The organism is Dickeya sp. Secpp 1600 (assembly GCF_003049805.1).
In the GTDB taxonomy this organism is placed as follows: Bacteria; Pseudomonadota; Gammaproteobacteria; order Enterobacterales; family Enterobacteriaceae; genus Dickeya; species Dickeya fangzhongdai.
The window spans coordinates 5,037,588-5,062,953 of sequence record NZ_CP023484.1 but is presented as its reverse complement, the minus strand read 5'-3'; the positions used below and the strand labels follow the sequence as shown (position 1 = coordinate 5,062,953).

Sequence of the window (25,366 nt, the reverse complement as noted above, 5' to 3'; positions counted from 1 at the left end):
GCGTTACAGTTTCTTGGCTTTTTCCACTACTTCGTCAATGGAACCAACCATGTAGAACGCCTGTTCCGGCAGGTGGTCGTATTCGCCTTCCATAATGCCTTTGAAACCACGGATGGTGTCTTTCAGCGTCACGTATTTACCCGGAGAACCGGTGAAGACTTCAGCTACGAAGAACGGCTGGGACAGGAAGCGCTGGATCTTACGCGCACGGGATACCACCAGCTTGTCTTCTTCAGACAGCTCGTCCATACCCAGAATCGCGATGATGTCCTTCAGTTCCTGGTAACGCTGCAGAATGGACTGCACGCCACGCGCCACATCGTAGTGCTCCTGACCCACAACCAGCGGATCCAGCTGACGGCTGGTGGAATCCAGCGGGTCAACGGCCGGGTAGATACCCAGAGATGCGATCTGACGGCTCAGCGTTACAGTTGAGTCCAGATGCGCAAAGGTAGTTGCCGGAGACGGGTCAGTCAGGTCGTCCGCAGGCACGTAAACGGCCTGGATGGAGGTGATTGAACCTGTCTTGGTGGAGGTAATACGCTCCTGCAGCACACCCATCTCTTCCGCCAGCGTCGGCTGATAGCCTACTGCAGACGGCATACGACCCAGCAGCGCGGATACTTCGGTCCCCGCCAGGGTGTAACGGTAGATGTTGTCGACGAACAACAGAACGTCACGGCCTTCGTCACGGAATTTCTCCGCCATAGTCAGACCGGTCAGCGCCACGCGCAGACGGCTTCCAGGCGGCTCGTTCATCTGGCCATACACCAGCGATACTTTGTCGATAACGTTGGAGTCGGTCATTTCGTGGTAGAAGTCGTTACCTTCACGGGTACGCTCGCCCACGCCTGCAAACACGGAGTAACCGGAGTGCTCGATCGCGATGTTACGGATCAGCTCCATCATGTTTACGGTTTTACCTACACCCGCACCACCGAACAGACCGACTTTACCGCCCTTCGCAAACGGACAGATCAGGTCGATAACCTTGATGCCGGTTTCCAGCAGTTCCTGAGAGTTGGACAGTTCTTCATACGTCGGTGCCGCGCGGTGAATCGCCCAGCGCTCTTCTTCGCCAATCGGCCCTTTCATGTCGACCGGTTCACCCAGTACGTTCATGATACGACCCAGCGTAGCCTTACCAACCGGTACTTCGATCGGATGCGCCAGGTTGGTGACTTTCAGACCACGACGCAGACCGTCCGAAGAACCCATTGCAATACAACGAACCAGACCGCCGCCCAGCTGCTGCTGCACTTCCAGCACCAGCTTCTCAGCCTCTTTCTCTACCTCAAGGGCGTCGTACACATTCGGTACGGCATCCTGAGGGAACTCGACGTCCACCACGGCGCCGATTACCTGGATAATCTTTCCAGTAGCCATCTTGAATCCTCTACGTAATTCGACAATACGTAATTCGTAAAACCTGATTTAAACCGCGGAGGCTCCCGATACGATTTCGGTGAGTTCCTGAGTGATGCTTGCCTGACGAGCCTTGTTGTAAACCAACTGCAGCTCTTTGATCAGGTTGCCGCCGTTATCCGTTGCGGCCTTCATCGCTACCATTCGCGCGGCCTGTTCACTGGCCAGGTTTTCTACGACGCCCTGATAAACCTGAGACTCCACATAGCGGCGCAACAGGGTATCCAGTAGCGACTTAGGATCGGGTTCATACAGGTAATCCCAGGATTTTTTCGTCAGCTCGCCCTCTTCCGCCGGAGGCAGCGGCAGCAGCTGAACAACTTGTGGAACCTGAGACATGGTATTGATGAACTTGTTGCTCACCACGTACAGTTTGTCCAGACGACCTTCGTCGTAGGCCTGCAGCATGACTTTCACCGGCCCGATCAATTCGGACAGCGAAGGGTTATCCCCCATGCCGGTAACCTGAGCAACAATGTTTGCGCCTACTGAACCGAAGAAAGAGACGCCTTTGGAACCAATCATCGCCAAATCGATCTCGGCGCCTTTTTCATTCCAGGCTTTCATTTCGCCCAGCAGCTTCTTGAACAGGTTGATGTTCAGGCCGCCACACAGGCCACGGTCGGTAGACACCACCAGATACCCGACGCGCTTGACGTCACGCTCTTCCAGGTACGGGTGTTTATATTCCAGATTCCCTAACGCAAGGTGACCAATCACTTTGCGTATGGTTTCCGCATAAGGACGGCTGGCCGCCATACGATCCTGCGATTTACGCATTTTGGAAGCGGCGACCATTTCCATCGCTTTGGTGATCTTCTGCGTGTTCTGGACGCTTCCGATCTTACTACGTATCTCTTTTGCGCCGGCCATCTTAGCTTCTCCTCAATGCCTAGCGGCCTGCCGTTAAGGCAGGCCACGGGGCGTTACCAGGACTGGGTTGCCTTAAAGGTATCGAGGATGCTTTTGAATTTACCCTCGATCTCATCGTTATAAGCGCCAGTCTGGTCGATCTGCTGCAGAAGCTCGCCGTGCTCACGGCTGGCATAGGCCAGCAGCGCGGCTTCGAAACTGCCGACTTTCGCCAGTTCAACGTCTTCCAGATAACCGCGTTCAGCTGCGAACAGCACCAGAGACTGCTGCGCAACGGACATCGGCGCATACTGTTTCTGTTTCAGCAACTCGGTCACTTTCTGACCGTGGCTCAGCTGTTTACGGGTCGCGTCGTCCAGATCGGAAGCAAACTGGGAGAAAGCCGCCAGTTCGCGGTACTGCGCCAGCGCGGTACGAATACCACCGGACAGTTTCTTCATGATCTTGGTCTGCGCGGCGCCGCCCACACGGGATACGGAGATCCCGGGGTTAACCGCCGGACGGATACCGGAGTTGAACAGGTTGGATTCCAGGAAGATCTGACCGTCGGTAATCGAGATAACGTTGGTCGGAACGAACGCGGAAACGTCGCCAGCCTGCGTTTCGATGATCGGCAGCGCGGTCAGAGAACCGGTTTTCCCTTTCACTTCCCCTTTGGTAAAGGCTTCCACGTACTCGGCGTTAACACGCGCGGCACGCTCCAGCAGACGGGAGTGCAGGTAGAAAACGTCGCCCGGATAAGCTTCACGACCCGGCGGACGACGCAGCAGCAGGGAAATCTGACGATAAGCGACAGCCTGCTTGGACAGATCATCATAAATGATCAGCGCGTCTTCACCGCGATCGCGGAAGTATTCGCCCATAGCGCAACCGGCATACGGCGCCAGGTATTGCAGCGCAGCAGACTCGGAGGCTGTTGCCACCACCACGATGGTGTTGGACAGCGCGCCGTGCTCTTCCAGTTTACGCACCACGTTGGAAATCGTGGAGGCTTTCTGGCCGATAGCGACGTAAATACATTTAATGCCGGAATCGCGCTGGTTGATGATGGCGTCAATCGCCAGTGCGGTTTTACCGGTCTGACGGTCGCCGATGACCAGTTCACGCTGACCACGGCCGATCGGAATCATGGCGTCAACGGACTTGTAACCGGTTTGAACCGGCTGATCAACGGACTGACGGTCGATAACGCCCGGCGCGATGGTTTCTACAGGAGAAAATCCGTCGTGTTCCAGCGGACCTTTACCGTCGATCGGCGCACCCAGCGTGTTCACTACGCGACCCAGCAGGCCACGGCCAACCGGCACTTCCAGAATACGGCCGGTGCATTTTACTTTCATGCCTTCGGCCAGATCCGCGTACGGACCCATAACTACCGCACCGACGGAGTCGCGCTCCAGGTTCAGTGCGATCGCGTAACGGTTGCCCGGCAGGGAAATCATTTCACCCTGCATAACATCGGCCAGGCCGTGTACGCGAATGATCCCGTCACTGACGGAAACAATCGTACCTTCGTTGTGAGCTTCGCTCACGACGTTGAACTGAGCAATCCGCTGCTTGATCAGTTCACTGATTTCGGTGGAATTCAGTTGCATGCTCCAGTCCCCTTAAGACTGCAAGACGTCTGCCAGACGTTCCAGACGACCGCGAATACTGCCGTCTATCACCATATCGCCCGCGCGGATCACCACGCCGGCCATAACAGACTTATCAATTTTGCAATTCAGCTTCACTTTACGTGACAGACGTTGTTCCATCGCAGCGGTTATCCCGGATAACTGCTGCTCGCTCAACGTGGCGGCGGAAATCACCTCGACATCCACGGTCGATTCCAGCTCCGCGCGCAATTGAACAAACTGTTCCAGCACTTCAGGCAGCACCGGCAAACGTCCGTTTTCAGCCATAACCCGGATCAGGTTCTGGCCCGCTTCATCCAGTTGATCACCACACACGGTAATGAACGTTTGCGCCATGGTCTGGGGAGCGATGGCCCCGGCAAGCATCCCGGCAATATGTTCATTACGCGCAACCTCGGCGGCAAATGCCAGCATCTGCTGCCAGCGATCAAGCGACTGGTTCTCAACGGCAAAGTCAAAAGCTGCTTTGGCGTAGGGGCGAGCTACCGTGACAAATTCAGACATCGGCCCCTCCCTCCTTACAGTTCAGCGACCAGTTTATCAACGATGTCGCTGTTGGCAGCTTCATCCACGGAACGTTCAATAATTTTCTCGGCACCGGCAATCGCCAGAATGGCAACCTGCTTACGCAACTCTTCACGGGCACGTTTGCGTTCGGCTTCGATTTCAGCCTGCGCCTGCGCCACGATTTTGTTGCGTTCCGCTTCCGCTTCCGCTTTGGCTTCGTCCAGAATCTGAGCACGCTGTTTGCTTGCCTGCTCGATGATCACCTGAGCTTCCGCTTTGGCTTTCTTCAGTTGGTCGGTCGCATTGGCCTGCGCTAAGTTCAGATCTTTTTTGGCACGTTCGGCAGAAGCAAGACCGTCAGCAATTTCTTTCTGACGCTTTTCAATGGCAGCCATAATCGGCGGCCATACATACTTCATGCAGAACCAGACAAACAGGACGAACGCAATGGCCTGGCCGAGGATTGTTGCGTTAAGATTCACAGCACAATGCCTCTTTCATGAGTTAAATGAGTCGATGTCTTTTTACCTGGTAAGCTCACGCTTACTTAGGCCACTGCGAACATCACGTACAGACCCAGACCTACCGCGATCATCGGGATAGCATCCACCAGACCCATAACGATAAAGAACTGTGTACGCAGCAGCGGGATCAGGTCAGGCTGGCGGGCAGCACCTTCCAAAAATTTACCACCCAGAATGCCGATACCGATTGCAGCACCGATTGCCGCCAGACCCATCATCACAGCGGCAGCCATGTACAGCAGATCCATACTCAGGTTTTCCATGACAGTCTCCAGTTTGTTTCAGTTAAAACGTTGTAGTGTTGTGAAAAATCAATGCTCTTCAGATGCCATCGAAAGATAAACAACTGTCAGAACCATGAAGATAAAAGCCTGCAGCGTAATAATCAGAATGTGGAAAATGGCCCAAGGCACATTCAGAATCCACTGTGACCACCACGGCAACAGACCGGCAATCAGGATGAAGATCAACTCACCCGCATACATGTTGCCAAACAGTCGCAAGCCGAGAGAAACCGGTTTGGACAGCAGGCTGACCCCTTCAAGAATCAAGTTGATGGGAATAAAAACAGGATGATTGAACGGTTGCATGGTCAGTTCTTTGACGAACCCGCCCACGCCTTTCATCTTTATGCTGTAGAACAGAATCAGGATGAATACGCCCAGCGCCATAGACAGCGTGACGTTCACGTCGGCGGAAGGCACCACACGCAGGTAAGCATGCGCAGGATCATGACCAAGAGCGCTATAGATATGCGCCCAGATTTGCGGCAGCAAGTCGATAGGCAACAGATCCATCAGGTTCATCATGAAAACCCAGACGAAAACGGTCAGCGCCAGCGGTGCGATCAGCTTGCTTTTTCCATGGAACATGTCGCGCACGCTGCCATCGACAAATCCCACCACCAGTTCGACCGCCGTTTGCAGTTTACCCGGAACGCCGCTGGTCGCGGTCTTGGCAACCTTGCGGAAGATCGCCAGAAAGAGTACGCCGAGCACCACGGAGAAAAACATCGAGTCGACGTTAATCGCCCAAAATCCCGTGCCCACCTGCAAATGGGTCAGGTGGTGACCGATATACTCTTGCGGAGTAGATGCAGACATGATGTCTCTTACCCTTTTGTTGTTAACTACGGTAACGGTTAATTACAGCCGGTGCCACGATCTGCGTGATCAGCACCACTAAGTACGTCAGGCCAAGCGGAAAAAATGCCGCATGAAACACACCCAACGCCACCACCAACAGCACGATGGTGAAGAGCATTTTCAGCGCTTCCCCAACGGCAAACGACCAGGCTACCCGACCTTCCGGTGGCTTGTCCGTCTGATGCCGCACGGCAAACAGTATGAACACCATGTTTGGCAGCCAGGCTGCCAACCCCCCAGCCAGTGCGGAAACGCCCGCCTTAACGCCGCCAACGCAAAACGCCGCGCTGACAACGAGAATCACCGTTAGCTGCAACAACAGTGACAATCGGGCGATTTTCCCACTGTAAAGGGATACAGACATGACGATTCTCCGTACCTTTTCAGAGGTATGCTGAATGACCGTATAAAACTGCCTTTGCAGTACCGAGTCAAGCAGCGAAAAACGAGCAAATTATACGGGTCATCCATGCGAATTCAATCGATAAGTAGCAAAAAGGTGAACGATTATTTAAATTTATTTCCGAAGCCTTATTTTCACCAACTATCCCCGAAGTCCATTTTGGAGACCCGGCGCATCCAACGCCGACAATATGTGATATTTCTCACATAAAATTGAACTAGTGCTTTTATATCTGAATTGATTTTTTTTTGTCTTTAGCAAAAAAAGCCATTTATCTTTTTTAATTTCAATAATTTAAAAAAGAACATTCACAAAACAGCACGAATACAGCCTCAAAACCATCTATTGACAAGCAGGATATTTTTTTCTCATGTTTTTAACACAGTTTTGCCATTAAATCCCTTTAGAAACATGAAAGCATTCTGCCGCCAGATCGATTTTCTTTCCCCGCGATAGAAGGTTATACAGCAGAGTTGTAAAATTTCAGTGAATGCGGAAGATTACTCAGGTCATTATTTCATTTTTAGCTATCAGCCTGAGAATCTTACAACTATTCATGATTTTTTTGATAAATGACAAAATCAGTTGGGCTTAAGCACCACCAGATGCCGTTCCCCTTCCAGTTCGGGAACCGACAGAGGAAACACGTTCTCGACCGTCACGCCCTGCGGCAGCAATCCCATCTCTTCATGCGGAACAATGCCTTTCAGAGCATAAAAACGCCCCTGCGGGCGCGACAGCAAATGATGACACCAATTCACCATATCCTGCAGCGACGCGAAGGCCCGGCTAATAACGCCGTCAAACGGCGGTTCTGCCGGAAAATCCTCCACCCGGCTCTGCACGGGCTCGATATTGCCCAGATTCAGCTCATGCTGAACCTGACGCAGGAAACGAACCCGTTTTCCCAGGCTATCCAGCAGGACAAAATGCGCATCCGGGCGGGCGATAGCCAGCGGCACGCCGGGCAGGCCGGGGCCGGTGCCGACATCAATGAAACGGTTTCCGACCAGATGCGGCTCAACCACCAGGCTGTCCATGATATGGCGGATCAGCATCTGCTCCGGTTCACGTACCGATGTCAGGTTATAGGCCTTGTTCCATTTGTGGAGTAACGCCACATACTGAAGCAACTGATCTTTCTGCCGATCGGTCAGCGCCATTCCGGCGCGCTGCAGCAGGCTGTTGAGTGTATCGAGCACGAATGAATCCTGATTGTCGGTTAATGCAACATGGCCGCGAAAAGCGGCCATGCGTCAACGTAAGCGGTAGCGTTTCTCAGGCGCTGCGGCGCAGCATACCCTGTTTTTTCAGCCAGACCAGCAGAATCGAGATGGCGGCGGGCGTGACGCCGGAAATACGCGATGCCTGACCAATCGATCCCGGTTTGTGATCGTTAAGTTTGGCGATCACCTCGTTTGACAAGCCGGTCACCTGACGATAATCCAGATCTGCCGGCAGCAAGGTGTTTTCGTTGCGCAGCTGCTTTTCGATCTCATCCTGCTGGCGGGCGATATAGCCTTCGTATTTGACCTGAATCTCCACCTGCTCGGCCGCCTCGGCATCACACAACGCCGGCGCGAACATCGGTAACCCGGTCAGTTGCGCGTAATCCATTTCCGGGCGTCTTAACAGCTCTTCGCCATTGGCCTCGCGCGATAACGGCGATTTCAGCAGGCTGTTGATCTGCTCTACGCCTTCAGACTGCGGGTGGACCAGCACATCGCGCAGACGCTGGCGTTCTTTCTCGATATTTTCCAGCTTCTCATTGAAACGCGCCCAGCGTTCGTCATCCACCATGCCCAGCTCGCGGCCCATCGCGGTCAGGCGCAGATCGGCATTATCTTCGCGCAGCATCAGGCGGTACTCGGCGCGGGAGGTAAACATGCGATAAGGCTCTTTCGTCCCCAGTGTACAGAGATCATCCACCAGTACACCGATGTAGGCCTGATCGCGGCGCGGCGTCCAGCCTTCCTGATCAAACGCCAGGCGAGCGGCGTTCAACCCCGCCAGCATCCCCTGCGCCGCGGCTTCTTCGTAGCCGGTAGTGCCGTTGATCTGCCCGGCGAAAAACAGATTGTGGATAAATTTGCTTTCCAGCGTCGGTTTCAGGTCACGCGGGTCAAAATAATCATACTCAATGGCGTAACCCGGTCGAACGATACGCGCGTTCTTCATGCCGTCCATAGAACGAACGATTTGCCACTGCACATCGAACGGCAGGCTGGTGGAGATGCCGTTCGGGTAAATTTCATTACTGGTCAGCCCTTCCGGCTCCAGGAAAATCTGGTGCGCGTTACGATCGGCAAACCGCATTACCTTGTCTTCGATCGACGGGCAATAGCGAGGGCCGATCCCTTCGATCACCCCGGCATACATCGGACTGCGATCCAGATTGCTGCGGATCACGTCGTGGGTGCGTTCATTGGTGTGGGTGATGTAGCACGGCATCTGCGCCGGATGTTCGCTGGCTTTGCCCAGGAAGGAGAAGACCGGCATCGGATCGTCGCCATGCTGCGGCGTCAGAACGCTGAAATCGATGGTACGGGCGTCGATACGCGGCGGCGTACCGGTTTTCAAACGGCCGACGCGTAACGGCAACTCGCGCAGACGGTGCGACAGAGAAATGGAAGGCGGATCGCCGGCGCGCCCGCCGCTGTAGTTGTCCAGGCCAATATGGATCTTGCCGTCCAGGAAGGTGCCAACCGTCAGCACCACGGCTTTGGCGCGGAATTTAAGCCCCATTTGGGTAACCGCGCCGACGACACGATCGTTTTCCACAATCAGATCTTCCACCGCCTGCTGGAAGAGCGTCAGGTTAGGTTGGTTCTCCAGCGCGGTGCGTACCGCCTGACGGTACAATACCCGGTCTGCCTGAGCGCGGGTGGCGCGTACCGCCGGGCCTTTGCTGGAGTTTAGTATCCTAAACTGAATACCGGCGCGATCGATCGCGCGCGCCATTAGGCCGCCCATGGCATCGATCTCTTTTACCAGATGGCCTTTCCCGATACCGCCGATCGCCGGGTTGCAGGACATCTGGCCCAGCGTATCTATGTTGTGCGTCAGTAAAAGGGTTTGACGTCCCATTCGGGCTGAGGCCATAGCGGCTTCAGTGCCCGCATGACCGCCACCGATCACGATGACGTCAAAAGGATCCGGATAAAACATGGTGCTACACCTCGCGTGGTTGCGAACGATCGTTACTTGCCCTGGGGTGGGGGATTCTACTTAAGTTTGTGCCGTCGACCAAGTGTGTTGGATCGTCGGGTAGTTAAAGAAAGATCTTTTTTATTTAAAGATGTCTTTATTAGATCTCTTATTAGGATCCCGGTTGGTTGTGGATAAGGCGGGATCCAAAAAGAAGATCAATGGGTTATTGCCGATCACTAGCTGTGAATGATCGGTGATCCCAGTCTGTATTAGCTGGGATCTGAAAGGGTAATTATGCACAGCTCAAAAAAGCATCTGACGTTGTTATCTGGATAACTACGGGTTTTCCCCGGCATTTAAAGTTATTTATCCACAGATGCAGATCTAAAAAATAAGATTATTTGAGTAAATTTACCCATGATCTCAGCCAGGCTTCCGCGGGATCTTCCGGAATGTCGTGTTGGGTAATGTCGATCTTCAGCATTTCGCCGATCCGACGAGCGCCCAGCTCCTGCAGCAATTGATCCACTTTGACGATCGCGCCGCAGAAAGTGTCGTACTCGCTGCTGCCGATCCCGATCGCGCCATAGCGGACCGCGGACAAATCGGGGCGTTTCGTTTGCAGATCGTCATAAAACGGCTGCAGGTTGTCCGGCAGATCGCCTGCGCCGTGAGTGGATGTCACCACCAGCCACAGATTTTCAGGCGTGACCTCATCCAGTTCCGGACCATGCAGCAGCGTGGTTGTGAAATCGTTTTGTTGCAGCAGCGATTCCAGGTGCTCGGAAACGTACTCGGCGCTGCCGAGGGTGCTGCCGCTGATGAGGGTAATGTCTGCCATACTCGATCCCGCCTGATTGAACGACGGCACATTGTACGCTGTGATCTTGGTGGGATCTACCTGTGGATAATAGGGGGATAGTAAAAAAGCCTTAAGGCACGATGGTACGCATGATCGGGTTTTGCAGGGAGATCAGGGTTTCAGTGGACTGAATTTCATCAATTGTCTGAATCTTGTTGATAAGTACATGTTGCAGCGCATCAATGGAACGGCACATCACCTTGATGAAGATGCTGTAATGCCCGGTGGTGTAATACGCCTCCACCACTTCTTCCAGATTACTGAGCTTCTCCACCGCGGACGGATAGTCCTTGGCGCTTTTCAGAATGATGCCGATGAAGCAACAGACGTCATATCCCAGCTGTTTGGGATTCACGTCCAGCCGCGTTCCCACGATGATGCCGGCCTGTTTCATCTTTTCCACCCGGACATGGATGGTGCCTGGGCTGACGGAGAACTGTTTGGCCAGTTCGGCGTAAGGCGTGCGGGCATTCTCCATCAGCGCATTGAGGATGCCGCGATCGAGTTCGTCCATTGTGTAGGTGTCTGCTGCCATGGTGCTGCTCCGTGAAGAACTATCTGAAGCGTTTTACTGATTATTGCCGAATGAATCAACGACCAAACCGGCGGGGTATTCGGGAAAGCTATATATAAAAAGCGCTATATAAGAAGAATAGATGGTTTGGGTTATCAGACTTTTTCGTGTTGAAAGCGACGCAGCAGACGGCTTTTCAGCCCGGTGTCAAAGCGCCAGATATGATCGAAGATGCGCAGAATGCCGGGCTTGCCGTGCGCTGACATGGCGACCGCATGGAAACGGTGTTGCAGCCGATGCTGGCGGCGTTTGACTTCATTGACCAGATCGTCCGGCAGACGCTGGGCGATAAAGTCCGAAATAATCACGGCATCGGCATCCTGCCAGGACTGACTGTCCATTTTTTCCAGCAATGCTGACAGGCAACTGGCCAGGTCAGTGCCGCCCCGAAAGGTCTGACTGAGAAAACGAATCGCTTCCTCCAGCCCGCCTTCCGACGTCAGGTCGTAACTGACGATGCCGGTGGAAAACAGCATGATGTAACAGCGGCGGTTGTCCGCCAGCGCAATTCGCATCAGCGCCAGGCAAAAGGCTTTGGCGCAGCGTTCGTTAAACCCGCCCATCGAGCCGGAGGTATCCACACAAACGATAAACGGCCCGCGCGGCTGCTGCTCGTTATGCTGATGGACGACCGGCCGCTCCAGCGTTTTTTCCCGCCAGTTCTCCCCCTGCAATCGGTAAGTCAGTAACCGATGTTCCGACAGACGACGGTAGAACTCGAACTCCAGCTCACTGATGCCGAGGGTGGAAAGCTCGGTAGGCAGCAGGCGCAGAATATCGTCGCTCTGGTGGATGCCGCTGACCTGCTCCGGCGCAAAAGCCGGTTCACGCACCATGATCTGAAAGGCTTCTTTTGGGGCATCCTGGCTGAGGACCGATTTAGTCTCCCGACTACGGCCGAGACGTTCCGCCAGACGTTGCAGTTCCGGCTGTTGCCGCAGAAAGGCGCCAACTTCCAGCAACGCATTAAATGGCTGCTTCATACGTTTGCTGGCGCTGAGATCCCACAGTCTCCCGGCGGCGGTATCGTTGTCGGCCAGAACGGGCTCAAGCGCGCCGCTGATGGTCAGACGTTTTTGGATCTCGTCCAGCAATTGATCCCGTTCCTGCTCCATGATTTGCTGGTGCAGATTCAGGGTCTGCAGCGTCAGGCTGATGCGCCAGCGCTGCATAAACAGGCTGTGCTGGCTGCTGCTGATTCGGAGTTCCGACGCATGCGACGCGGAATTAACCAGCTTTTCTGCCTGACTCAGGAAGGGGGAATCAACATGATGCAAGGTGGACATGATGTCCGGTAGGCTGGACTGAAAGGTGTTATCGCTGACCAGTTGGGTCTGTTGATAGCAGGTGAACTCTTTCTCCAGTTCGGGCGGCGCCTGGGTATTACGCAGCCGTTGCCGGAGATTTTCTTTCCACTCCGGCAAATCACGCATGACGGCGTTTTTCAGACGCGGGTATTTGTCGAAGAACATCACCAGCTGAGGCGTTGCCATCAGGGTGATAATCACGTCATCCAGCAGATCGTTTTCATCGATGGACAACAGCATCTCCAGGGATTCCAGCGTCAGCATGATCGTTACTCCCGTTGTGACTGCTCTATTTGTTCATCGACCTGCTGCAGGCTTTCTTCAATCCTGGCAAGCCATTCTTTAGGCACAAACAGACAAGGCTGATGACGTTCAAACAATCGGCGTTGCTCACGTAACTGAATTTTCAGCGTTTCATATTCCTGAAGCATCTCTTCCGGCAGTTCGCCTTTTATTACGCCCGGCAAAGACAATGCGGCGCTTTGCAAACTGATATCGCGGATGATCAGATGCTGGCGCTCATCCACTTCCATATCCAGACGCTGGCTAAAACCAACGCCGTTGAGCTTGCCGCGTATTTCGCCGCCTTTTTGCAGCCAGCCCGCCAGCGCTTCCCGGTCGATCACCACGTGGGTTACGGTGTAATCGTTGAGCAGCAGCGGTTTTTGCAGCATCAGCGTCAGTTCGGCGGATGTCAGGCTTTCCGGCAGTGTGTGATGCGGTTTGCGGCCGAAAAAGTTGACCTGACGTTCAACCCGGAAGGCTTGCTGCTCACTCTGCTGTTGCTGGTATTGCTGACGTTTCACATTCAGTTGCTGCAACCGGTACAGCAATGTCCGTTGCTGATAGGCCTGCTCGCTCATCAACTGCTGTAATTGCTGCTCCACCAGATCGTGGGTGCCAAGGTCATGCCACAGGCAATCCTTGAGCAGGATCAGGTCAACCGGGGTAATGGTTTCCCGCCCGCTGAAGAAAGCGCAGGCCTGCAACAGGCGGATGGCTTTTTTCCAGCGGCGGTCGGAAACGTATGGCGAACCGTCCTGCGAGTCCAGACGCTGGCGCAACTGATAAATCAGTTCGAAGCAATTTTCCGGCAACGGTATATGATCGATATGAGACTGCCACTGTTGGTATTCTTCGTCGCTGACGCTCAACGCCGGGCTGACCAGATTGTCCTGTTCGCCGGGCGAGGCGGTGAGCATGGCGCGAAAATTGTGTTTGTCCTGCACCCGGTCCAGCCAGATGCGGATCAGCATACGGTCGTATAAGGCTTCCAGACTGCTGTCGGCTTCCGGCAGTTCGTTGGACGCGGTGACCAGCAGCCGCATCGGGATCGGTTCTTCACTGTTGCCGTTGCGAAAACGTCGCTCGTTAATGGCGGTCAACAGGGTGTTGAGGATGGCGGGGCCGGCTTTCCAGATTTCATCCAGAAATACGATTTCTGCTTCCGGCAGGTAGCCGGTCGTCAGGCGCTGATAACGCCCTTCGTCTTTCAGCGCCTGAATGGATAACGGACCGAATACTTCTTCCGGCGTTGAAAAGCGCGTCATCAGGTATTCAAAGGCGCGTGCATGTCGGAAGGCGTATTTCAGGCGACGGGCAATCAGGCTTTTGGCTATCCCCGGCGGACCAAGCAGAAAGACGCTCTCACCGCTAAGCGCCGCCAGCAGGCAGAGTCGGATGGCGTGTTGCCGTTCGTAAAGACCGTGTTCGAGAGCATGGCTCAGACGAGAGATACGGTCGGCCAGCGCAGTGGGTTGTATCATAATAGATCCGTCATTGCTGTGAATCGCCGTCGGGAAGCGTGAAAAAACAGTTATCCAGGAACGTTGGGAAGATTACGTTTTCTTCATTAGCCATACATTAATTATTGTCACCATTACCGGTGTTAATCAACCAAGGCACCTGTCCTGAATCAGAACGAAGGTAATATTAAAAATGGGCTTTTAACGTGATTTGTGCATACTGTGCGTTTTCGGGCTAGTCCAACCAGAATAAGGCCCGATTTGTTAATGAATTGATAACAGAAGACAGGGTTTATGAATTCAGAACATAAACGTTCACTTCCGGCGATCACGCTGGCTGCCATCGGGGTGGTGTATGGCGATATCGGCACCAGCCCGCTTTATACGCTCAGGGAGTGTCTTTCCGGACAGTTTGGTTTTGGGGTTGAGCCCGATTCCGTTTTTGGCTTTCTCTCCCTGATATTCTGGCTGCTGGTGCTGGTGGTATCCCTTAAGTATCTGAGCTACGTTATGCGCGCCGATAACGCCGGCGAAGGCGGCATTCTGACGCTGATGTCGCTGGCCGGGCGCAACACCTCCGATAAGGTGACCGCCATGGTGGTGATCATGGGGCTCATCGGCGGCAGCTTTTTCTATGGCGAGGTGGTGATCACCCCGGCGATCTCGGTGATGTCGGCGATTGAAGGGCTGGATATCGTCGCGCCGTCGCTGGATACCTACATCGTCCCGATTTCGATTGTGGTGCTGACGCTGCTGTTCATGATTCAGAAGCACGGCACCGGCCGGGTGGGCAGCCTGTTTGCACCGATCATGATGCTGTGGTTTCTGTCGCTCGGGGTGCTGGGCGCGCGCAGTATCATCGCCAATCCTGAGGTGCTGCAGGCGCTGAATCCCAAATGGGCCATCAACTTCTTTATTCAGTACAAAGCGGTATCCTTCTTTGCGCTGGGGGCGGTGGTGCTGGCGATCACCGGGGTGGAAGCGCTGTACGCCGACATGGGGCATTTCGGCAAACTGCCTATTCGTATCGCCTGGTTTTCCGCGGTGTTACCGTCGCTGGTGCTCAACTACTTCGGTCAGGGCGCGCTGCTGCTGAAAAATCCGGAGGCGATTAAAAACCCGTTCTTTCTGCTGGCGCCTGACTGGGCGCTGATTCCGCTGCTGGTGCTGGCGACGCTGGCTACCATCATCGCCTCTCAGGCGGTGATTTCCGGCGTGTTTTCACTGACCCGACAGGCAGTGCGTCTGGGGTATCTGCCGCCGATGCGCATCGTGCATACGTCGGATATGGAATCCGGGCAGATTTATATTCCGTTTATCAACTGGCTGCTGTACGTGGCGGTCGTGATCGTTATTGTCAGCTTTGAACACTCCAGCAATCTGGCCGCCGCCTACGGTATTGCGGTGACCGGCACCATGGTGCTGACCAGTATCCTGTCCTGTACGGTGGCGCTGAAAAACTGGCACTGGTATCGCTATCTGGTCTGGTTACTGCTGGTGGCGCTGCTGGCTATCGACCTGCCGATGTTCCTGGCTAACGTGGTGAAGATTATTTCCGGCGGCTGGTTGCCGCTGGCGCTGGGGATGGTGATGTTTATCATCATGACCACCTGGAAAAGCGAACGCTTCCGGCTGCTGCGCCGTATCCACGAGCATGGCAATTCGCTGGATGCGATGATTGCTTCGCTGGAAAAGAACCCGCCGGTGCGAGTGACCGGTACTGCGGTTTATCTTTCGCGCGCCACCCACGTGATTCCGTTTGCGCTGCTGCACAATCTCAAGCACAACAAGGTATTGCATGAGCGCGTGGTGCTGCTGACCATGAGAACGGAAGACGCGCCTTATGTGCATAATGCCCGGCGTGTTTCGGTGGAACAGCTTTCCCCGACCTTCTGGCGCGTTGTCGCCAGCTATGGCTGGCGTGAAACCCCCAATGTGGAAGAGGTTTTCCACCGTTGCTGGCAGGATGGCTTAACCTGTCAGATGATGGAGACTACCTTCTTCCTGTCGAACGAATCGCTGATGATGGGGAATCGACCCTGGTATCTGCGAGTTCGCGGCAAACTGTTCATGATGTTGAGTCGCAATGCGCTGCGTGCGGCGGACCAGTTCGAAATCCCACCGAACCGGCTGATCGAACTCGGCATTCAGGTAGAAATCTGACGCCTGACTTCGCGGCAGGTTAAGCGGGTGAGATTCGGTAAGAACTCACCCGCTTTCGCGTTCGTCACCGCAGTCTCGTCGTCTGCACCAGTCTCTGTTTCCCTTTCACCGGATGAGTTTCTTCACCAGGTCAGCGTCGCAACAAAACCGCCTCCCGGCCGGTTGGCAAAGCGGGTGCGCATGCCATGTAAACGGGCGATATTATTGACTATCGACAAGCCCAGCCCGCTGCCGGACTTTTCCTGGCCGGGAGGACGGAAAAATCGCTCGCCAAGGCGTTCCCGTATCGTTTCATCCACGCCCGGCCCATCGTCGGCGATCTGAAGGCCGGAGGCGGTTAGCGTCAGCGTGATGGCGCTGCCTGTCTGACTGTAGCGAATGGCGTTATCCAGTAAATTGCGCACCAGCAGGGTCAGCAGCAATGGATTACCCAGACTGATGACCGGGGAATCCGGCGCTTCCAGCCGAATCTCCACCTGAGCGGCTTGGGCGGCGGGGTAGTGTTCGATTACCAGTTGCTGCAGCAATGGCTGCCAGTGCACGGGAGGCGGTTCGCCGGCGGCGGAGGCAGCGTCCAGACGTGAGAGGGTCAGCAATTGATCCACCAGACGGGAGGCGCGATCGATGCCGGCGCCCAGATTTGTCAGCGCGTGCTGGCGTACCGCGACATCGTCTTGCGCCAGCTGTGCCACTTCAGCCTGCACTTTCAGCGCCGCCAGCGGACTGCGTAATTCGTGGGCGGCGTCCGAGGTGAAGCGACGTTCGCGCAATAGGGTGTCCTGATGACGAACGAACAGCTGGTTGAGCGCGCTAACCAGCGGCTGAACTTCCGGCGGCACCTGGGCTATGTCGAGCGGCGTTCCGTCATCCGGATTACGCTGATGCAACCGGGCGGCGATTCGCTTCAGTGGCGCCAGTTCATAACTGAGTAACCAGAACAGCAACACCAACATAATCGGAAGCACCGCCAGCCAGGGAATCAGGTTGGTCTTCACGATATCCAGCGTCATATCCTGACGGTAATCCCACTCTTGACCCACGACCACCACATAGCGGTTATCCTTGGTAGCCAGCCACATCAGTCGCCATTTGTCGTCATCATCCCGCAAACGGGAATCGGTAAAACCATTCTGTTGATAGTGAAAGACAAAGTCTCTGCCGTTTTCGCCATCGTTCAAAACCATTTGCCCGTCCCGGGTAAAAATGGCGAACGCCAGCGCGTCGTCGTCCAGTTCGCCGCGCTGGTGGCGCCCCAGTTTGGGCGATTTGGGCAAGGGCTGGGGGCTTTGCCGCCAGTTTTGCGGATCGATACGCCAATTTTGCGGATCGATAGTAGCCAGCCGTCTGGCAAACAGCATTTGCTGGGTATCAAACAGCTCATTGATGTTATGACGGGTTTGCGTCCATGACAGTATGGCGGCAGCCCCACCGACCAGCAGCATCAGCAGCGTAAAGCCCAGCAACAGGCGTAGCCGCAGGTTAAGCGTCAGCATCGGCGGCTCCCAGTACGTACCCTACGCCATGCACGGTACGGATGAAATGGCTGCCGAGTTTCCGGCGCAGATGATGGATGTGCACTTCTACCGCGTTGCTTGAGACCTCGTCGTCCCAACTATAGAGTTTTTCTTCCAGTTGGTTACGGGTCAGGATGTGGCCGGGGTTCATCAGAAACAGTTCCAGCAGCGCCAGCTCACGGGATTTCAGCGTAAGCGGCTCCCCATTGAGCGTCACGTGGCGGGAACCGGGGTCCAGCGTGACGGCGCCATGCGCCAGCACCGGCTGTAACTGCCCATAACGCCTGCGGATCAATGCCTGCAGACGAGCGGCAACCTCGGTCAGTTCAAAGGGTTTGCAAAGGTAATCGTCCGCTCCCTGCTGTAGCCCCTGAACGCGTTGTTCAATCGCATCGCGCGCGGTCAGTATCAGCACGGGTACGTCGTGTCCACGCTGGCGCCATTGCCGCAGTATTTCCAGCCCGTCGATTTTCGGCAGGCTGAGGTCCAGTACCACCGCATCGTAAGGTGCGGCGGGTAGCGCAGCCAGTCCATCGTCTCCCTGGGTGAACCAGTCCACGTTAAAACCGAGCTTGATAAGCCCGGCCTTGATGCCGTCGCCAATCAAACGATCGTCCTCGATTAACAGTATACGCATCGTCCCTCCTGCTTTTTCCGTGTGTTTATACGTTATTTCCTTTGCTACAGAATAGGATGACAGCGCCACGACGCGAGGCGGCCCGCAATCCGGATAAATACCGCTGCAACGCCGTGGGCTTTAAGATCCTGTTAAGAACTTTTTGGTTTAGTAGCCGCAGTTAGTCATTCGGCTTAATCCATCAAGATCTCAGGAGAGAATTCATGAAGAAACGCATTGTACTGGTTGCTGTTGCGGCGTTGTGTTCCGCCTCGTTATCCGCCGCTCAAACCGGAGGATTTCTCGGCCCCAGCGAATCGGCGCCGACGCCGCCTTCTTCTGCGACTGGCGGTTTTTCCGGTCCGGATGGCAGCCTGACCACGGTGGCGCAGGCTAAAGACATGCGTGACGACAGCTGGGTAAGATTGCAGGGCAATATCATTCAGCGTGTTGGCAAAGATGACTATCAGTTTCGCGACGCCACCGGCACCATCCTGGTGGACATTGATGACAGACGGTGGGAAGGCCAGACCATTACCCCGGAAGATCGGGTCGAGTTGAAAGGCGAATTGGACAAAGACTTTAGTTCGGTTCAACTGGATGTGAAACAGATACGGAAAATCCAGAAATAGCCTGCCTTGTCAGGCGGGCTGCGGTCCGCCTGTTGCTCCCGGCAGGGCATTTTTATTGGTTTTAATAACGTAAAATCTTCCTTTTATTACGCCAACGAAACGTTTCGATAACGATCACATTTTCATAAGATAATCGTTGCCTTCTCCTGTTCTTTTTCTACACTTGTCATACAAGCGAAACGTTTCGCTATCAGGGTAAATAAAAATGAAGAAAGGTGCGTTACTTAATTCCGATATTTCATCGGTGATTTCCCGGCTGGGGCATACCGACCAAATTGTCATAGCAGATGCCGGTTTGCCGATTCCGGAGACCACAACCCGTATCGATTTGGCCTTGACCCATAATGTGCCCGGTTTTTTGCAGGTGCTGAATGTGGTAACGGCGGAAATGCAGGTTGAAGCCGCGATTCTGGCGCAGGAAATCATCGAGAAGAATACGCAACTCCATGACGCATTATTGAAACAGTTAGCACAACTTGAACAACACCAGGGAAATACTATTTCACTGCATTACGTCAGCCATGAGGATTTCAAAAAGCAAAGTGGCCAAAGCCGGGCCATTATTCGCACTGGAGAATGTTCTCCGTATGCGAATGTGATCCTTTGTGCCGGCGTCACCTTCTGAGGTACCGATGCAACCTTTACTGCAATTGCAAGGCATCACCAAAACCTTTCCCGGCGTTAAGGCGCTTTCCGGCGCGGCATTGAATGTCTATCCGGGGAAGGTCATGGCGCTGGTGGGTGAGAACGGTGCCGGCAAATCCACCATGATGAAGGTACTGACGGGGATTTATCGCAAAGATGCCGGCAGTATCCATTTTCTGGGTAAGGACGTGGCTTTCAGCGGCCCCAAAGCCTCTCAGGAAGCAGGGATCGGTATTATCCATCAGGAACTGAACCTGATTCCTCAACTGACCATTGCGGAAAATATTTTCCTTGGCCGCGAATTTACCAACCGCTTGGGGCGTATCGACTGGAAACGGATGTACGCCGAGGCGGACAAACTGCTTAAGCGTTTGAATCTGCGTTATGACAGTCGTCGTTTGGTGGGCGAATTGTCGATTGGCGACCAGCAGATGGTCGAAATCGCCAAGGTGCTCAGCTTTGAATCCCGGGTCATCATCATGGATGAACCCACCGATGCGTTGACCGATACCGAAACCGCGTCGCTGTTCAGCGTGATTAAAGAACTGCAGTCTCATGGCTGCGGCATCGTCTATATCTCCCATCGACTGAAAGAAATCTTTGAAATCTGTGATGACGTGACGGTCTTTCGCGACGGTCAGTTCATCGGCGAGCGCCCGGTGAGTGAATTGCAGGAAGACTCGCTGATTGAAATGATGGTGGGGCGTAAGCTGGAAGATCAGTATCCCCGCCTGAATCAGGCGCCCGGCGAGGTGCGTTTGCAGGTCAGCGAATTGTCCGGGCCGGGGGTGGAAAACGTGAGTTTCACGCTGCGCAAGGGTGAGATTCTTGGTGTCGCCGGGTTAATGGGCGCCGGTCGTACCGAATTGATGAAAGTGCTTTACGGCGCGCTGCCGCGTACCCACGGCAACGTTCATCTGGACGGTAAGGATGTGGTGACCCGCAGTCCGCAGGACGGGCTTGCCAGCGGCATCGTCTATATTTCCGAAGACCGCAAGCACGACGGGCTGGTGCTCGGCATGTCGGTGAAGGAAAACATGTCCCTGACCGCGCTGCGCTATTTCAGCAATGCCGCGGGGTCGCTGCGGCACGGCGATGAACAGCAGGCGGTGAGCGATTTCATCCGCATGTTCAATATCCGCACGCCGTCCATGTCCCAGACGATTGGGCTGCTGTCTGGCGGCAATCAGCAGAAAGTGGCCATTGCTCGCGGCTTGATGACTCGTCCCAAAGTGTTGATTTTGGATGAGCCGACCCGCGGTGTGGATGTGGGTGCAAAAAAAGAAATCTATCAGTTAATCAACCAGTTCAAGCAGGAAGGGTTAAGCATCATTCTGGTGTCGTCGGAAATGCCTGAAGTGCTTGGGATGAGCGATCGCATCATCGTGATGCACGAAGGGCGTCTGAGCGGCGAGTTCCCGATTGAACAGGCGACACAGGAAACGCTGATGGCTGCGGCCGTTGGTAAGCAATACGGCGTAAAGCAGGAGTAAGTCAGACATGAGTTCCCAAACTATCACAGCAAAGCGCTGGCTCAGCAAAGAGTGGCTGATGGAGCAAAAATCATTGATCGCCCTGCTGATTTTGATCGCTGTGGTGTCTTCAATGAGCCCCAACTTTTTTACCCTGAACAACCTGTTCAACATCCTGCAGCAGACCTCGGTGAACGCCATCATGGCGGTGGGAATGACGCTGGTGATCCTCACGTCCGGCATTGATTTATCCGTGGGGTCGCTGCTGGCGCTGACCGGCGCGGTAGCGGCTTCCATCGTCGGGCTTGAGATCAATGCGCTGGTGGCGGTGTTCGCCGCGCTGGCGCTGGGCGCGGTCATCGGCGCCGGCACCGGCATCGTGATTGCCAAGGGGCGGGTGCAGGCCTTTATCGCCACGCTGGTGATGATGCTGCTGCTGCGCGGCGTGACCATGGTGTATACCAACGGCAGCCCGATCAATACCGGTTTTTCCGATGCGGCGGATGCGCTAGGCTGGTTCGGCATCGGACGTCCTCTGGGCATACCCACGCCAATCTGGATTATGGCGGTGGTATTCCTGGCAACCTGGTACATGCTGCACCATACCCGCATCGGCCGCTATATCTATGCGCTGGGCGGAAATGAAGCGGCAACCCGCCTTTCCGGGATCAGCGTTGATAGAGTGAAAGTGGTCGTTTATTCGTTGTGTGGTTTGCTGTCGGCGCTGGCGGGCATTATCGAAGTAGCTCGCCTGTCATCGGCGCAACCAACGGCAGGGACGGGTTATGAATTGGATGCCATTGCGGCGGTGGTGCTGGGTGGCACAAGTCTGTCAGGTGGTAAAGGACGCGTGGTGGGAACGTTAATCGGCGCTCTGATTCTGGGGTTCCTGAATAACGGACTTAACCTGTTAGGTGTTTCTTCTTACTACCAGATGATCGTCAAGGCGGTGGTTATTTTGCTGGCGGTTTTGGTAGATAACAAAGGCAGTAAATAACTTTTCATTCACACAGGAATTGAAATATGAATTTGAAGAAGATTGCTACTCTGGTTTCCGCTGTCGCGCTGAGTGCCACCGTCAGTGCCAATGCGCTGGCGAAGGATACCATTGCTCTTGTTGTTTCCACGCTCAATAACCCGTTCTTCGTGTCTCTGAAAGATGGCGCGCAGAAAGAAGCTGACAAACTTGGCTACAATCTGGTGATTCTGGATTCTCAGAACAACCCGGCCAAAGAACTTTCCAATGTGCAGGATCTGACCGTTCGCGGCGCCAAGCTGCTGCTGATCAACCCGACCGATTCTAACGCGGTAGGTAATGCGGTGAAGCTGGCTAACCAGGCCAAAATCCCGGTCATCACGCTGGACCGTGTTGCAGCCAGCGGCGAAGTGGTTAGCCATGTGGCTTCCGACAACGCCTTCGGCGGTAAAGTCGCCGGTGATTTCATCGCCAAAAAGCTGGGTGAAGGCGCCAAGGTGATTCAACTGGAAGGTCTGGCGGGAACGTCTGCTGCCCGTGAACGCGGCGCCGGCTTCATGAAATCTGCCGAGAAAAACAAATTCACCATGCTGGCGAGCCAGCCTGCTGACTTTGATCGCACCAAGGGTCTGAACGTCATGCAGAACCTGCTGACCGCTCATCCGGACGTTAAAGCTGTGTTCGCCCAGAACGACGAAATGGCGCTGGGCGCCCTGCGTGCTTTGCAGACGGCAGGTCGTGACGATGTGCTGGTCGTCGGTTTTGACGGCACCGCCGATGGCGTGAAAGCCGTAGAAGGCGGCAAACTGGCGGCTACCGTGGCGCAGCGTCCTGAGCAAATCGGCATCATCGGCGTGGAAACCGCCGACAAGGTTCTGAAAGGCGAAAAAGTACAGCCGATCATTCCTGTTGACCTGAAACTGGTTACCAAACAATAACAGAATCAAAGCGTAATACCGCACGTGCAGTACTGCGCCACCCCTGACGGGTGGCGCGTAATCAACATCGGGGTTCATGGTAATGAAATCAGGCAAGCTGGTAGTCTTGGGAAGTATCAATGCGGACCATATTTTGAATCTGGCGCAGTTTCCCCGCCCGGGCGAAACGGTGATCGGTAAACAGTATGGCGTGGCATTTGGCGGCAAAGGCGCCAACCAGGCGGTGGCTGCCGGGCGCAGCGGCGCTGATATCGAATTTATTGCCTGTGTCGGGGCGGACGATATCGGTGAGCGTATTCGCCAGCAACTGATCAACGACCGAGTCGATGTCTCCGCCGTTGAGGCGATTTCCGGCCAGACTACCGGGGTGGCGCTGATTTTCGTCAATGGCGAAGCTGAAAACATGATCGGTATTCATGCGGGAGCCAACGCGGCGGTAACGCCTGATTACCTGAATCGCTATCAGCAGAAAATTATTGATGCCTCCGCGCTGTTGATGCAGTTGGAATCACCGCTGGAAACGGTGACGGCCGCCGCTCGTCTGGCCCATGACAATGGCACCAAAGTGATCCTCAATCCGGCGCCGGCCTGCTCGTTGCCTGATGAATTGCTGTCGCTGGTGGACATGATTACGCCGAATGAAACCGAAGCGCAGATCCTGACCGGCGTCACGGTCGAAACGGAAGACGACGCGCAACGTGCCGCACAGGTATTGCATGATAAAGGCATTGCGACCGTACTGATTACGTTGGGGAGCCGCGGCGTCTGGTTAAGTGAACAGGGTAAAGGGCAACGTATTCCCGGTTTTCGCGTAACAGCGGTCGATACCATCGCTGCCGGCGATACGTTCAATGGCGCGCTGGTGACGGCTCTGCTGGAGTCACGCCCGATGGACGCTGCGGTTAAATTCGCTCATGCGGCGGCGGCTATCGCGGTTACTCGTTATGGCGCCCAGCCTTCGGTTCCCTGGCGTGAAGAGATTGATGCTTTCCTGAATGCACAGGAGTGATCCTTGGCAACGATGAAAGACGTGGCCCGTCTGGCCGGGGTATCCACATCAACGGTTTCTCATGTTATCAACAATAACCGCTATGTCAGCGATATCATTCGCGACCGGGTGATGAAAGCGGTTGAGCAATTGAATTATGCGCCGTCAGCGCTGGCGCGTAGCCTCAAAATCAATCAGACCCGAACCATCGGCATGCTGCTGACTGCCAGCAGCAACCCGTTCTACGCAGAAGTGGTGCGAGGTGTGGAACGTTGTTGCTACGAACGGGGTTACAGCCTGATTCTGTGCAATACGGAAGGCGATCACCATCGTCTGAGCCGCAGTCTGGAAACACTATTGCAGAAACGGGTCGATGGGTTGTTGCTGATGTGTACTGAAAGCCACATGCCGTCACCCGATATTATTCGCCGTTATCCTTCTATTCCTGTCGTGATGATGGATTGGGCGCCTTTTGAAGGCAGCAGCGATGTCATCAAGGACAACTCGCTGCAAGGCGGCGAAATGGCTACCCATTACCTGATTTCTCAGGGATATCGCCACATCGCCTGTATTGCTGGTCCGCAGGATAAAACCACCGCGCATAATCGCCTGGAAGGCTATCGTAAAGCGATGCATCAGGCGGGGTTGTCGATCCTTCCCGGTTATGAGGTGGTTGGGGACTTCGAATTCGAAACCGGCTTTCGCGCCATGCAACAATTGCTGGCATTGCCGCAGCGGCCCGAAGCCGTCTTTACCAGTAATGATGCTATGGCGGTGGGAGTCTATCGTGCTTTGCACGACGCTGGTTTGTCTATCCCGGACGATATGGCCGTTGTTGGTTATGACGATATCGAACTGGCGCGCTATCTGTCTCCACCGTTGACGACGATTCATCAACCTAAAGATGAACTGGGCGAACTGGCGATTGATACGCTGCTTCACCGGCTGGAACACCCGGATGAGGAACACAATGTACTGGTGTTGACGCCGGAGCTGATCATTCGGGATTCGGTCGGCAAAAGAAGTTAGTGGCTGATTGTTTTCCTTAATTCTGACGTTTTATACCGCTGAAAAGCGGCATATTGATGTATTCCTGCCCGTTTTGCCTGAAAACCATCCAGTTGATGATTTTTTTGCATTTATCGCTTGTCAGGCCAGAAGAACTCCCTATAATGCGCCTCCACTGACACGGCAACGGCGATAAGCCGGCGCGGTGTGAGGCGGAGAAAACGAGAAAAAAGTCGTTGACTCTGAATGAGGAAAGCGTAGT

24 protein-coding genes are annotated in these 25,366 nt (G+C 54.6%); 8 read left to right on the top strand and 16 right to left on the bottom strand.

Features of this window, described 5'->3' with window-relative positions; translation table 11 throughout:
- Positions 1-3: 3 nt before the first annotated feature.
- From atpD to ravA, 14 genes are all read right to left on the bottom strand, one after another.
- Complete coding sequence (gene atpD, locus CPA59_RS22570; RefSeq protein WP_038920735.1) at positions 4-1,386, bottom strand: F0F1 ATP synthase subunit beta; 1,383 nt, start codon at positions 1,384-1,386, stop codon at positions 4-6.
- A gap of 48 nt (positions 1,387-1,434) precedes the next feature.
- Entirely contained in the window at positions 1,435-2,298 is an 864-nt protein-coding gene (atpG, locus tag CPA59_RS22565) for a F0F1 ATP synthase subunit gamma (RefSeq protein WP_038920736.1), read from the bottom strand.
- 53 nt (positions 2,299-2,351) lie between these two features.
- Positions 2,352-3,893: a F0F1 ATP synthase subunit alpha gene (gene atpA, locus CPA59_RS22560; protein WP_038664078.1), complete on the bottom strand. Its 1,542-nt coding sequence runs from the start codon at positions 3,891-3,893 to the stop codon at positions 2,352-2,354.
- Positions 3,894-3,905: 12 nt separating this feature from the next.
- Positions 3,906-4,439: a F0F1 ATP synthase subunit delta gene (gene atpH, locus CPA59_RS22555; protein ID WP_077245537.1), complete on the bottom strand. Its 534-nt coding sequence runs from the start codon at positions 4,437-4,439 to the stop codon at positions 3,906-3,908.
- Positions 4,440-4,453: 14 nt separating this feature from the next.
- Positions 4,454-4,924: a F0F1 ATP synthase subunit B gene (atpF, locus tag CPA59_RS22550; RefSeq protein ID WP_013320159.1), complete on the bottom strand. Its 471-nt coding sequence runs from the start codon at positions 4,922-4,924 to the stop codon at positions 4,454-4,456.
- 65 nt (positions 4,925-4,989) lie between these two features.
- Positions 4,990-5,229 (bottom strand): F0F1 ATP synthase subunit C, encoded by a 240-nt coding sequence (gene atpE / locus CPA59_RS22545; RefSeq protein ID WP_004093904.1) that lies wholly within the window; start codon positions 5,227-5,229, stop codon positions 4,990-4,992.
- Positions 5,230-5,277: 48 nt separating this feature from the next.
- Positions 5,278-6,069 (bottom strand): F0F1 ATP synthase subunit A, encoded by a 792-nt coding sequence (gene atpB / locus CPA59_RS22540; protein ID WP_038664082.1) that lies wholly within the window; start codon positions 6,067-6,069, stop codon positions 5,278-5,280.
- 22 nt (positions 6,070-6,091) lie between these two features.
- The gene (gene atpI / locus CPA59_RS22535) at positions 6,092-6,475 is read right to left on the bottom strand and encodes a F0F1 ATP synthase subunit I (protein WP_038920737.1); all 384 of its coding nucleotides are present in this window, start codon (positions 6,473-6,475) and stop codon (positions 6,092-6,094) included.
- 620 nt (positions 6,476-7,095) lie between these two features.
- Complete coding sequence (gene rsmG / locus CPA59_RS22530) at positions 7,096-7,716, bottom strand: 16S rRNA (guanine(527)-N(7))-methyltransferase RsmG (protein WP_107760936.1); 621 nt, start codon at positions 7,714-7,716, stop codon at positions 7,096-7,098.
- 76 nt (positions 7,717-7,792) lie between these two features.
- A complete protein-coding gene (gene mnmG, locus CPA59_RS22525) occupies positions 7,793-9,682 on the bottom strand; it encodes a tRNA uridine-5-carboxymethylaminomethyl(34) synthesis enzyme MnmG (RefSeq protein WP_107760732.1) in 1,890 nt (629 codons plus the stop codon).
- A 379-nt stretch (positions 9,683-10,061) separates the two neighbouring features.
- The gene (gene mioC, locus CPA59_RS22520; protein ID WP_107760731.1) at positions 10,062-10,505 is read right to left on the bottom strand and encodes an FMN-binding protein MioC; all 444 of its coding nucleotides are present in this window, start codon (positions 10,503-10,505) and stop codon (positions 10,062-10,064) included.
- 91 nt (positions 10,506-10,596) lie between these two features.
- Positions 10,597-11,061, bottom strand: a complete 465-nt coding sequence (gene asnC / locus CPA59_RS22515; protein ID WP_013315714.1) for a transcriptional regulator AsnC — start codon at positions 11,059-11,061, stop codon at positions 10,597-10,599.
- A 134-nt stretch (positions 11,062-11,195) separates the two neighbouring features.
- Positions 11,196-12,671, bottom strand: a complete 1,476-nt coding sequence (gene viaA, locus CPA59_RS22510) for an ATPase RavA stimulator ViaA (RefSeq protein ID WP_107760730.1) — start codon at positions 12,669-12,671, stop codon at positions 11,196-11,198.
- 5 nt (positions 12,672-12,676) lie between these two features.
- On the bottom strand, positions 12,677-14,173 hold the full coding sequence (gene ravA / locus CPA59_RS22505) for an ATPase RavA (RefSeq protein ID WP_038917330.1): 1,497 nt from the start codon (positions 14,171-14,173) through the stop codon (positions 12,677-12,679).
- Between the two features lie 273 nt (positions 14,174-14,446).
- On the opposite strand from ravA, the gene kup reads away from it, so the two are divergent.
- A complete protein-coding gene (kup, locus tag CPA59_RS22500; RefSeq protein WP_038664101.1) occupies positions 14,447-16,315 on the top strand; it encodes a low affinity potassium transporter Kup in 1,869 nt (622 codons plus the stop codon).
- A 122-nt stretch (positions 16,316-16,437) separates the two neighbouring features.
- On the opposite strand, the gene qseC is transcribed toward kup, so the two are convergent.
- Positions 16,438-17,808, bottom strand: a complete 1,371-nt coding sequence (gene qseC, locus CPA59_RS22495; RefSeq protein ID WP_107760729.1) for a quorum sensing histidine kinase QseC — start codon at positions 17,806-17,808, stop codon at positions 16,438-16,440.
- Complete coding sequence (gene qseB, locus CPA59_RS22490; RefSeq protein WP_049855500.1) at positions 17,795-18,466, bottom strand: quorum sensing response regulator transcription factor QseB; 672 nt, start codon at positions 18,464-18,466, stop codon at positions 17,795-17,797. The genes qseC and qseB overlap by 14 nt, the downstream gene beginning before the upstream one ends.
- Before the next feature lie 203 nt (positions 18,467-18,669).
- Here qseB and CPA59_RS22485 point away from each other — a divergent pair, with 203 nt between their 5' ends.
- The 7 genes from CPA59_RS22485 to rbsR all read left to right on the top strand — a co-directional run bounded on the left by CPA59_RS22485 (position 18,670) and on the right by rbsR (position 25,125).
- Positions 18,670-19,077, top strand: a complete 408-nt coding sequence (locus tag CPA59_RS22485) for a YgiW/YdeI family stress tolerance OB fold protein (RefSeq protein ID WP_038917334.1) — start codon at positions 18,670-18,672, stop codon at positions 19,075-19,077.
- 205 nt (positions 19,078-19,282) lie between these two features.
- Positions 19,283-19,702, top strand: coding sequence for a D-ribose pyranase (gene rbsD / locus CPA59_RS22480; RefSeq protein WP_013315718.1), 420 nt, complete (start codon positions 19,283-19,285; stop codon positions 19,700-19,702).
- Positions 19,703-19,709: 7 nt separating this feature from the next.
- Positions 19,710-21,215 carry a ribose ABC transporter ATP-binding protein RbsA gene (gene rbsA / locus CPA59_RS22475; protein ID WP_049855436.1) on the top strand — a complete coding sequence of 502 codons (1,506 nt, stop codon included), beginning with the start codon at positions 19,710-19,712 and terminating at the stop codon, positions 21,213-21,215.
- 7 nt (positions 21,216-21,222) lie between these two features.
- The gene (rbsC, locus tag CPA59_RS22470; RefSeq protein ID WP_038664119.1) at positions 21,223-22,191 is read left to right on the top strand and encodes a ribose ABC transporter permease; all 969 of its coding nucleotides are present in this window, start codon (positions 21,223-21,225) and stop codon (positions 22,189-22,191) included.
- Between the two features lie 26 nt (positions 22,192-22,217).
- Complete coding sequence (rbsB, locus tag CPA59_RS22465) at positions 22,218-23,108, top strand: ribose ABC transporter substrate-binding protein RbsB (RefSeq protein ID WP_107760728.1); 891 nt, start codon at positions 22,218-22,220, stop codon at positions 23,106-23,108.
- A gap of 82 nt (positions 23,109-23,190) precedes the next feature.
- Positions 23,191-24,117 (top strand): ribokinase, encoded by a 927-nt coding sequence (gene rbsK / locus CPA59_RS22460; protein WP_049855435.1) that lies wholly within the window; start codon positions 23,191-23,193, stop codon positions 24,115-24,117.
- Positions 24,118-24,120: 3 nt separating this feature from the next.
- Entirely contained in the window at positions 24,121-25,125 is a 1,005-nt protein-coding gene (gene rbsR, locus CPA59_RS22455) for a ribose operon transcriptional repressor RbsR (RefSeq protein ID WP_195826148.1), read from the top strand.
- The last annotated feature ends 241 nt before the right edge of the window (positions 25,126-25,366 follow it).

Coding starts and splice junctions, on each gene's coding strand:
- rbsC (WP_038664119.1), top strand. CDS start 21,223: ATGAGTTCCCAAACTATCACAGCAAAGCGCTGGCTCAGCAAAGAGTGG.
- CPA59_RS22485 (WP_038917334.1), top strand. CDS start 18,670: ATGAAGAAACGCATTGTACTGGTTGCTGTTGCGGCGTTGTGTTCCGCC.
- kup (WP_038664101.1), top strand. CDS start 14,447: ATGAATTCAGAACATAAACGTTCACTTCCGGCGATCACGCTGGCTGCC.
- atpG (WP_038920736.1), bottom strand. CDS start 2,298: ATGGCCGGCGCAAAAGAGATACGTAGTAAGATCGGAAGCGTCCAGAAC.
- rbsK (WP_049855435.1), top strand. CDS start 23,191: ATGAAATCAGGCAAGCTGGTAGTCTTGGGAAGTATCAATGCGGACCAT.
- mnmG (WP_107760732.1), bottom strand. CDS start 9,682: ATGTTTTATCCGGATCCTTTTGACGTCATCGTGATCGGTGGCGGTCAT.
- rbsA (WP_049855436.1), top strand. CDS start 19,710: ATGCAACCTTTACTGCAATTGCAAGGCATCACCAAAACCTTTCCCGGC.
- qseC (WP_107760729.1), bottom strand. CDS start 17,808: ATGCTGACGCTTAACCTGCGGCTACGCCTGTTGCTGGGCTTTACGCTG.
- atpA (WP_038664078.1), bottom strand. CDS start 3,893: ATGCAACTGAATTCCACCGAAATCAGTGAACTGATCAAGCAGCGGATT.
- atpD (WP_038920735.1), bottom strand. CDS start 1,386: ATGGCTACTGGAAAGATTATCCAGGTAATCGGCGCCGTGGTGGACGTC.
- asnC (WP_013315714.1), bottom strand. CDS start 11,061: ATGGCAGCAGACACCTACACAATGGACGAACTCGATCGCGGCATCCTC.
- atpE (WP_004093904.1), bottom strand. CDS start 5,229: ATGGAAAACCTGAGTATGGATCTGCTGTACATGGCTGCCGCTGTGATG.
- atpI (WP_038920737.1), bottom strand. CDS start 6,475: ATGTCTGTATCCCTTTACAGTGGGAAAATCGCCCGATTGTCACTGTTG.
- rbsD (WP_013315718.1), top strand. CDS start 19,283: ATGAAGAAAGGTGCGTTACTTAATTCCGATATTTCATCGGTGATTTCC.
- rbsB (WP_107760728.1), top strand. CDS start 22,218: ATGAATTTGAAGAAGATTGCTACTCTGGTTTCCGCTGTCGCGCTGAGT.
- mioC (WP_107760731.1), bottom strand. CDS start 10,505: ATGGCAGACATTACCCTCATCAGCGGCAGCACCCTCGGCAGCGCCGAG.
- atpH (WP_077245537.1), bottom strand. CDS start 4,439: ATGTCTGAATTTGTCACGGTAGCTCGCCCCTACGCCAAAGCAGCTTTT.
- viaA (WP_107760730.1), bottom strand. CDS start 12,671: ATGCTGACGCTGGAATCCCTGGAGATGCTGTTGTCCATCGATGAAAAC.
- atpB (WP_038664082.1), bottom strand. CDS start 6,069: ATGTCTGCATCTACTCCGCAAGAGTATATCGGTCACCACCTGACCCAT.
- ravA (WP_038917330.1), bottom strand. CDS start 14,173: ATGATACAACCCACTGCGCTGGCCGACCGTATCTCTCGTCTGAGCCAT.
- qseB (WP_049855500.1), bottom strand. CDS start 18,466: ATGCGTATACTGTTAATCGAGGACGATCGTTTGATTGGCGACGGCATC.